The organism is Streptosporangium sp. NPDC049644 (assembly GCF_040675205.1).
Taxonomy (GTDB): Bacteria; Actinomycetota; Actinomycetes; order Streptosporangiales; family Streptosporangiaceae; genus Streptosporangium; species Streptosporangium fukuiense.
This window is the reverse complement of record NZ_JBFAOJ010000105.1, coordinates 22,746-30,824: the sequence shown is the minus strand read 5'-3', so window position 1 is coordinate 30,824 and position 8,079 is coordinate 22,746. Positions and strand designations below refer to the sequence as shown.

The following is an 8,079-nucleotide window of genomic DNA, read 5'->3' as shown; positions in this document are numbered from 1 at the left end:
TGCTCAGCCCCAACGAGTACGAGCGGCGTCACCAGCCGCCGGACCCTGGAGCCTGATGACACACCGCCGGTGTCCGGGCTATGGGGGGAAGCTCAGCCGGTGCCGACCTTGAGCTTGGGCAGCAACGTGAACCGCTGATCCAGCCGAGCGAGGGCGGCGGTGATGGTGTCCTTGCCGCTGGCGGGCGGGCCGTAGATGACGATTCCCTGCGGGCTCACGTCAGGATCCGCTTGAGCGCTTCACGGGTCTGGTCGGCAAGGCTGATCGCCGCGCCAAGCCGGTTGTCGACGGTGACGTGGGCGGTGGGCGGGCTGGCCTCGACGTTCAGACTCGCGGCGTACTCCTCCCAGTTGCTCAGCTTCCAGGCGTCCCGGGCGGCTCCGCGGAACTCGATGTACTCGCGCATCGACTCGGGATCGCAGCGGACCCAGATCGCCGCGACATCGATCCCCTTGGCCGCGCACCGGTTCTCCAGGCGGGCAAACCACGCCTCGTCCTTGAGTTCGGCGATGAACGGGGCCGCCAAGATGGCCGAGGTACCGACGTTGAGGTTGTCCCACGCGGTCTCCATCAGGCACCGGTACTCCAGGGGGCGGACCTCCTTGAGATACAGGTCGGTGTGGCGGTCGTTGGGGTCACCTCCAAGAGAGACGAGTAGCCGCTCGACGATGGAGCGGGTCAGGGAGTCCTTGTCCAGGAACGCCCAGCCGGTGATGTCGGACAGGAAGCGAGAGAACTCGGTCTTGCCGGATCCGGCGTACCCACCGACCAGGGTGAGGATGGGCTTGGGGTTGCCTCCGCCGTGGCGCCGGCGCCAGGCGTCGACCACCCGGTTACGAAGCAGCGCTTGCGGAGAGTCGCCCGGCTCGATGCCGCCGACGGAGACCTTGGTGAACGTCTCCTCAATGACCTGGGCCGCGGCGTTGTCGACAGCGGGATCAGAGGGCGTGGGCAAATCGGAAATCACGATTTCCGCTTTCTGTGATTCACCGGGCAGAGGGGGGCGAAACCCTAGTTCGGGTTCGGTGGCCTCATAGAGCAGGCAGTAAGCGCGCCGGTAATGCGGGCCGGGGAACACGGTTCCTTGCTCATGTCCCCACAGCGTTTGGAAGTTGGCGGCGGGAACGCTCAGGCCGTGGCGGGTGGCTGCCTGGCGGAGTCGCTCGCCTGCGCCTTCCAGGGTGAGGCCGTGGGCTTCGCGGTGTTCCCGCAGGCGGGAGGGGGTCCAGCCGGGTCGCTGGGTCGTCTTCAGTTGCATACTTTCGCCTTCACGCTTCGGGGAGGTGGCGCGGTGTGCGGTCGTGCATGTGAAAACGCTTGTGTAAATGGGTGTTGAGGAGAACTGAAGAAGCTTAACTAGATCGGTGTGATACCGGAAACCCCCAGCTCACGGTGAACTTAAGCCATGCCGAAAGGCGAAACGCACCGCAGAGCAAGGGAGGAACCGGTGAACGTCGACCCGCAGCGGATCAGCTGGGAATTGGCCGCGATTCGGGCAGAGCTGGACGAGTTGGCATGCCGGATCGGTGAGATCACTTCGGCTTTGCGAAGACTGCCGCCTCCAGAGCGGCGAGTCGATCACCCAGCTCCTTGACGCTCTGGCGCGTCTGGGCAAGCTGGTCCAGGATCTCGGCGTTCACATCCGGCGCCTCGGGCCTGAGGGTCTGGGCGGGGGGTTGGCGGACGAACACGCCCTTGCCCTGCTGGCCGATCACCAGTCCCTCGGTGCGCAGCACACTGATCGCGGCCTTGACCACGCTGGCGGAGACGTCGAAGCGCTCGCCCAGTTGGGCGATGGACGGTAGCGCGGTGCCGGGTGCGAGGGAGCCGGTACGGATCTGGCCGCGCAGCTCGTCAACGATCTGCAAGTAGGCCGGCTGGCCGGTCTTCTCCACCATTGCACTCGTCTCGCTTCGTGTTGTCGCTCGTAACTGTGACGCACTTGACGTATCTGGACGCATCTGATGCGTCTTCCAGTTCAGCACACCTACGCAAAGAAGCCAACCAAGCCGCCGAAGAACTCATTGACAACATAGAATTCCAAGTGTTCCATGTCTTCTAAGCATCCCAGCTAGCAAAGGAACGATCATGCGCGCCATCCCCATCCCCGTCGACGTCACCAAGCTCCAGATCACCTGCGTCAAGGCCGCCAAGCCCCGCCTGGTCAACAAGGACACCGGCGAGATCAAGCGCGACAAGGACGGCAACGTCATGTACGAGCTCACCTTCCTGTTCGAAGACGACTTCGGCCGGATGGAGCTGGTCAAGGTCACCACCACGCCCGAACCGCAGATCGGTGCCGGTGAGGAGGTCGTCCCGGTCGGCCTGGTCGGCTACGTGTGGGAGCAGGGCGGACGCTGGGGCATCGCCTACCGGGCCGCCTCCTTCCGCCCCGCCGGCGCCTCCCTCTCTACCTCCGCCGGAATGGGGGCGGACCTGTGATCACCCTCGACCACCCGTTATTCAAGGTCCTCGCCGTCGTGCTCGTCCTGCTGGCCTGGCGGCACTGGGCTCCGGCCTCCTACTGGTACGCCCTGGTCTTCCCGCGCAAAGCCGTCTGGCTGCGCTGGTCCTGGCGTCACGTCGCTTCCGGCTGCGGGCTGACCAAGAAGCGGCACCGCTGGTGGTTCACCACCGTCCCCGGCCTGGTCGCCTCGACCGGCGTCGTGCAGGTCAAGCGGCGCTTCCAGCGGGTCGCCGTCGACACCAAACCGTGGATGGGCCTGCCCCGTCCCGTACGGCACGGCTTCCGCATCACCTTCCATCTCCTCGACGGCCAGGTGCCCGACGACTACGCCAAGGTCTGCGAACGGCTCGCGCATGCCTGGCGCATCGAGGCCGTTCGCGTCGTCGGCTCCCGGCCTGGCCGCGTCACCCTCCAGGGCATCACCCAAGACCCGTTAACCCACGTCGCACCCGCCTCCCCTCCGACCGAACCGCGCGACGGCTGGCGGGCCGAGGACCTGCTCCGGCCCATCGTCGGGGTACTGGAGACCGGCGCGGCCTGGCGAATGGACCTGCGCCTGATCCCGCACTGGATGAACGCAGGCGCCACCCAATCAGGCAAGTCCAACCTGATCAACGCGCTCATCGTCGGCCTGGCCCCGCAACCGGTCGCCCTGGTCGGCTTCGATCTCAAAGGCGGCGTCGAACTGTCGGCCTACGCCGCCCGGCTGACCGCGCTGGCCACCACCCGTGCCGAATGCCTCGACCTGCTCAGTGACCTGATCGCGGTGATGGGTGCGAGGATGCTGGCCTGTCGCCGCTACGGGGTGCGCGACATCTGGCAACTCCCCGACAGCTCCCGACCGATCCCGGTCGTGGTCCTGGTCGACGAACTCGCTGAGCTGTATCTGACCGCTGACAAGGCCGAGAAGGATCAGGTCACCCGGACGGCTACCGCGCTGCTGCGCATCGCCCAGCTCGGCCGCGCGTTCGGCATCCACCTGATCCTGTCCGGCCAAAGGATCGGCTCCGACCTCGGTCCCGGCGTGACCGCGCTGCGTGCCCAGATCGGCGGGCGGGTCTGCCACCGGGTCAACGATCCCGAAACCGCCGTGATGACGCTCGGCGACCTCGACCCCGACGCGCTGGTTGCCGCCCGGTCCATCGCGCCGGAACTGCCCGGGGTGGCCGTGATCACCGGTTCTGACGGCCGGTGGTACCGGGCGCGGTCCGGCTACGTCTCCACCACCGCCGCAGAGCAAGCCGCGGACGCCTACGCCGAAATGACCCCTTCGTGGAACCAGGTCGCCGCCTCCGGCCTCGGTCACGAACTGCCCGGCGTCGACGACGTCCCCGAACTCATCGCCTGACCTCCGGACTCGGAAGGGAGAACCACCGTGACCGCGACCGCGCCTCGTCTGGCCGTACGGCTGGCCGACTCCGCACCGGTGCTGATCCTCGCCGCGATCGCCGGGGCCGGCAGCTTCACCCACATCCGCGACACCGCCACCGAACACGGACAGTCCGGGTGGATGGCCTGGGCCGTGGCCGTCTGCGTCGATCTCACCTGTGTCATGGCCGCGCGAGAACGACAGCGCGACAAGAAGAACGGACGGGAACGACAGGGCTGGATCTCCTGGCCGACCCTCGTCCTCGTCGGCGGGATCGCCCTGTCCCTGGCCGCGAACCTCGCCCAAGCCGAACCGTCGGCCTGGGGGTGGATCACCGCCGCGACCCCGGCGGGAGCGTTCCTGATCGCGGTCTCCATGCTGGAGCGCCGCGCCTCCGACCCTCGTTCCGAACCGTCCCCGGCACCCGTTCCCGTCCCGGACGTCGTACTACAGACCCCGGCCGAACCTGCCGCGCTCGTCCTATCGCCCGATCCCGCCGTACCGAGTCGGAACGGCACCGGGAACGGCTCCGGGCCAACGAGTGAGCTCCTCGACTACGCGCGCCGCGTCGCCGACGAACACCACGCCCGGTACGGCAGACCCATCACCCGCGACGCCCTGCGCACCCGACTCGGGGTGTCCAGTCAGCTCGCCTCCGACCTGCTGCGCACCCTGCGCGACAGCCCCACCCCCGCCTGAACACCAAGGAGAACCCCCATGCGCATCCGCATCGACGGCACCTATGCCGAAATCGTCCACGCCGCCAACAAGATCCGCACGATCCTCCCCATCGGCTCGGTCTCGCAGATCCTGCCGCTGCATGAGCGGCCACACACCTGGCGTGTGTTCCTCGATACCGCCCCCAAGCGCCCCGAAAGGAGGTGGATCACGTGACCGGCAACCAAGACGCCCCGCTCGTCGACATCGCGCCCAAGCGCTGGCTGTGCTGCCACTGCGGCGGGACCGGTGTCGACAGCTACTCGGAGACCTGCGAGCACTGCGAGGGCCTCGGCTTCGCCTGAGTCCTTGGCGCCCCCGGCGTGACCACACATCCGCCAAGACGTCCGCCACGTCGGGGGCCATCCCGCACCGAACCCCGAAAAGCCCGGAAGGGACACCCCCATCATGCCAAGCACCCACGCGGTAGCCGGGATGATCACCCGGCTCCACGACCCCCAATACGCCCGCTGGGCCTCCCAGATCCGCCGGACCGGCGGCTGCCGACAGCCCATCCACCTTCGCGGCCACGTCCACCACCTCGACCCCGCCACCGGCCAGCGCCTGCACAGTTACACCACCGCGACCGAACCGGACGGCATCCTTCGCCTCCCCTGCAAGACCCGGCGCGCCTCCCGCTGTCCGGCCTGTGCCGAGACCTACCGGGCCGACACCTACCACCTCATCCGCGCGGGTCTGGTCGGTGGCAAGGGCGTCCCGGAGACGGTCAGCGCGCACCCCTGCCTGTTCGTCACCCTCACCGCTCCCTCTTTCGGCACCGTCCACACCCGGCGAGAGAAGAACGGCACCGTCCTGCCCTGTCACGCTCGACGCGATGCGGCCACCTGCCCGCACGGACGGGTCATGTCCTGCACCGCTCGACACGGGGCCGACGAAAGTCGCCTCGGTGAACCGCTCTGCCCGGACTGCTACGACTACGCGGGAAGCGTGCTGTTCAACGCGATGTCTCCGGAGTTGTGGCGGCGCCTCACCGAAGCTCTACGCCGACGCGTCGCCAAGAACGCCGGGCTGACCCAGCGGGAGCTACGCGAACAGGCCGTGATCTCCTTCGCCAAGGTCGCCGAGTACCAGCGGCGCGGCGTCGTCCACTTCCACGCGGTCATCCGCATCGACGGCCCCGAAGGGCCGGCTACCCCTCCACCGGCCTGGGCGACAGCCGACCTGCTGACCGATGCCGTACAGCATGCGGCCTCCGCCGTCGCGGTCACCGTCCCCACGGTGCCCGACGAACCCGCGCGGGCCTTCCAGTGGGGCGCCCAACTCGACGTTCGTGAGATCACCGTGACCGGTGACCTCACCGAGCAGGCCGTAGCCGCCTACATCGCCAAGTACGCCACCAAAGCCGCCGAGTGCGTCGGCACCCTGGACCGGCGCATCAACCCCCTCGACGATCTGACCGCCCTGCCGATCCGCGACCACGCCCGGCGGCTCATCGCCGAATGCCTGCGCCTGGGCGCCCTCGACGGACTGACCGAATTCCGGCTCATCAAATGGGCTCACATGCTGGGCTTCCGCGGCCACTTCTCCACCAAGAGCCGTCGCTACTCCACCACCCTCGGCGACATCCGCCAGGAACGCACCGAGTACATGCGCGGGGAAGCGATCACCACTGGTCGACTGCCGCTCTTCGACGAGGACACCGTCCTCGTGATCGCCGAGTGGGAGTACGCCGGACAAGGTCTGTCGATCGGAGACGCTCTCCTCACTGCCGCACTGACGGGGAGACCCTTGCCCCTGCCTCCGGTGCTCGGGGAGGTACGCGATGCCTCGGCCTGATGACCGACTCCTCACCGTGCCCGAAGTGCTTACCGTGCTGAACGGAATCTCCCGCCGCACCTTCTACCGGTGGCGGGAACTCGGCAAGGCACCGGTCTGCATCCAGTACCCCAATGACGAGCTGCGTGTCCGGCGCAGCGACCTCGAAGCGTGGCTCGACTCGCTGCGGGAGGCGTCGTGACCCTCACCTACGAAGTACGCATCTGGGAAGTCCGCCGGAATCAGTCCAGCAAGGCGCCGTCCTTCGAAGCACGGTGGAAGGCCGGCACCAAGTCACGATCCAAGACCTTCCGGACCAAGGCGCTGGCCGAGAACTTCCTGTCCGACCTTCGTCAGGCGGCAAGGAAGGGGGAGGCGTTCGACGTCGCCACCGGATTGCCGCTCTCGATGCTGGCAGCTTCTGAGCCTTCGGGACCATCTTTCATGCAGTTCGCGCAGTCGTACGTGGTCAGCCGGTGGTGCAGGACGGCTCCTCGAACTCGGGAAACTGAGGCGTACGCGCTGTTGTCGCTGATCCCGGCGCTGGTGGCCGATGTTCCGGATCGACCGGAGGACGACGAGTTGCGGCAGGTGCTACGTAACCACGTGCTGCTTCCGGAAGACCGGCGGGAGACGCTGACCCGTGTACAGACCGTGGCGCTGCGCTGGCTGGAGAAGGCATCCCTTCCGCTGGCGGATCTCCAGGAGGCGCGTGTTGTCCGGATCGCGCTCGACGTCATCTCGGTCACTTTCGACGGCAAGGAAGCCGCAGCCAACACGGTACGGCGGAAGCGGGCCATCCTTCATCACCTCCTGGAGCTGGCGGTGGAACAGAAGGTGTTCACGACCAATCCACTGCATGAGATCAAGTGGAAGCCGCCCAAGGCCGTCAACGTAGTCGACCCCCGCACGGTGATCAATCCGGCTCAGGCGAAGCAGCTCCTGGCCGCTGTGCCCAAGGTCGGCCGCACTCGGGGAGTTCGACTCAGAGCCCTGTTCGCTTGCATCTACTACGCGGGTCTGCGACCGGAGGAGGCGGCAGACCTTCGTCTGAAGAACTGCACCCTGCCCGAAGTGGGATGGGGTCAGATCATCCTGGAGAGGGCGCGACCGCAGGCGAACAAGCGATGGACCAACTCGGGGGAGACTCACGAGTCGCGCAGCCTCAAGCACCGGGCGAAGAAGGAAACCAGGGAGATCCCCATCCCGCCTGTCCTGGTCGCCATACTCCGTGAGCACATCAATGCCTACGGCACCGAGGAGGACGGCCGGCTCTTCCGAACGACCAAGGGAGGTTCCTACTCCAGCTCGGCATGCTCCTACGTCTGGCAGGAAGCGCGAGCGCTCGTCTTCACCGATGAGCAGGTGAGGTCACCGCTCGCCGCCCGACCCTACGACTTGCGACACGCTGCCCTGTCCCTCTGGCTCAACGCTGGCGTACCGGCTACCGAGGTGGCCAAGCGAGCCGGGCACAGCGTGGAGGTCCTCCACCGGGTGTACGCCAAGTGCATGGAGGGCCAACAGGACCGGATGAACGGAAAGATCAGCAGCGCTCTGAACGAGTGATCTTTTCTCGTCCGGTGGGAGGTGGTTCGTCTCTAAAGCGAAAGGACGATGTTTCTGGACAATTTATACGATTCTTGTTGTTTTGGCGTGTTCTCGATCCTCGCGACAGGCGTGAGGTGCATCTATGAAGAAAGTATGATATAGCTCTAGGCGGTGAATGCGCCGATGGTGTTGTAGGGGGAGA

11 protein-coding genes are annotated in these 8,079 nt (G+C 66.8%); 8 read left to right on the top strand and 3 right to left on the bottom strand.

The genetic code is table 11. The features are described 5' to 3' along the window. Positions 1 to 92: 92 nt before the first annotated feature. The 3 genes from AB0J58_RS37320 to AB0J58_RS37310 form a co-directional block, all read right to left on the bottom strand. The gene (locus AB0J58_RS37320; RefSeq protein WP_364224737.1) at positions 93 to 218 is read right to left on the bottom strand and encodes a hypothetical protein; all 126 of its coding nucleotides are present in this window, start codon (positions 216 to 218) and stop codon (positions 93 to 95) included. Continuing rightward, complete coding sequence (locus AB0J58_RS37315) at positions 215 to 967, bottom strand: AAA family ATPase (protein WP_364224735.1); 753 nt, start codon at positions 965 to 967, stop codon at positions 215 to 217. Before AB0J58_RS37315 ends, AB0J58_RS37320 begins: the two co-directional genes overlap by 4 nt. Positions 968 to 1,532: 565 nt before the next feature. Further along, a complete protein-coding gene (locus AB0J58_RS37310; RefSeq protein ID WP_364224733.1) occupies positions 1,533 to 1,898 on the bottom strand; it encodes a winged helix-turn-helix domain-containing protein in 366 nt (121 codons plus the stop codon). Positions 1,899 to 2,088: 190 nt separating this feature from the next. On the opposite strand from AB0J58_RS37310, the gene AB0J58_RS37305 reads away from it, so the two are divergent. The 8 genes from AB0J58_RS37305 to AB0J58_RS37270 all read left to right on the top strand — a co-directional run bounded on the left by AB0J58_RS37305 (position 2,089) and on the right by AB0J58_RS37270 (position 7,895). After that, positions 2,089 to 2,442: a hypothetical protein gene (locus AB0J58_RS37305; protein WP_364224731.1), complete on the top strand. Its 354-nt coding sequence runs from the start codon at positions 2,089 to 2,091 to the stop codon at positions 2,440 to 2,442. Then, positions 2,439 to 3,815 (top strand): FtsK/SpoIIIE domain-containing protein, encoded by a 1,377-nt coding sequence (locus tag AB0J58_RS37300; protein WP_364224729.1) that lies wholly within the window; start codon positions 2,439 to 2,441, stop codon positions 3,813 to 3,815. The genes AB0J58_RS37305 and AB0J58_RS37300 overlap by 4 nt, the downstream gene beginning before the upstream one ends. Before the next feature lie 27 nt (positions 3,816 to 3,842). Beyond that, complete coding sequence (locus AB0J58_RS37295; protein WP_364224727.1) at positions 3,843 to 4,535, top strand: DUF2637 domain-containing protein; 693 nt, start codon at positions 3,843 to 3,845, stop codon at positions 4,533 to 4,535. Between the two features lie 18 nt (positions 4,536 to 4,553). Further along, positions 4,554 to 4,730, top strand: coding sequence for a hypothetical protein (locus AB0J58_RS37290; protein WP_355551181.1), 177 nt, complete (start codon positions 4,554 to 4,556; stop codon positions 4,728 to 4,730). Continuing rightward, positions 4,727 to 4,858, top strand: coding sequence for a hypothetical protein (locus AB0J58_RS37285; RefSeq protein ID WP_364224725.1), 132 nt, complete (start codon positions 4,727 to 4,729; stop codon positions 4,856 to 4,858). Before AB0J58_RS37290 ends, AB0J58_RS37285 begins: the two co-directional genes overlap by 4 nt. Positions 4,859 to 4,961: 103 nt before the next feature. Then, the gene (locus tag AB0J58_RS37280) at positions 4,962 to 6,350 is read left to right on the top strand and encodes a replication initiator (protein ID WP_364224723.1); all 1,389 of its coding nucleotides are present in this window, start codon (positions 4,962 to 4,964) and stop codon (positions 6,348 to 6,350) included. Then, a complete protein-coding gene (locus AB0J58_RS37275; protein ID WP_326645039.1) occupies positions 6,337 to 6,531 on the top strand; it encodes a helix-turn-helix domain-containing protein in 195 nt (64 codons plus the stop codon). The genes AB0J58_RS37280 and AB0J58_RS37275 overlap by 14 nt, the downstream gene beginning before the upstream one ends. Further along, the gene (locus AB0J58_RS37270) at positions 6,528 to 7,895 is read left to right on the top strand and encodes a tyrosine-type recombinase/integrase (RefSeq protein ID WP_364224721.1); all 1,368 of its coding nucleotides are present in this window, start codon (positions 6,528 to 6,530) and stop codon (positions 7,893 to 7,895) included. Before AB0J58_RS37275 ends, AB0J58_RS37270 begins: the two co-directional genes overlap by 4 nt. Positions 7,896 to 8,079 lie beyond the last annotated feature (184 nt).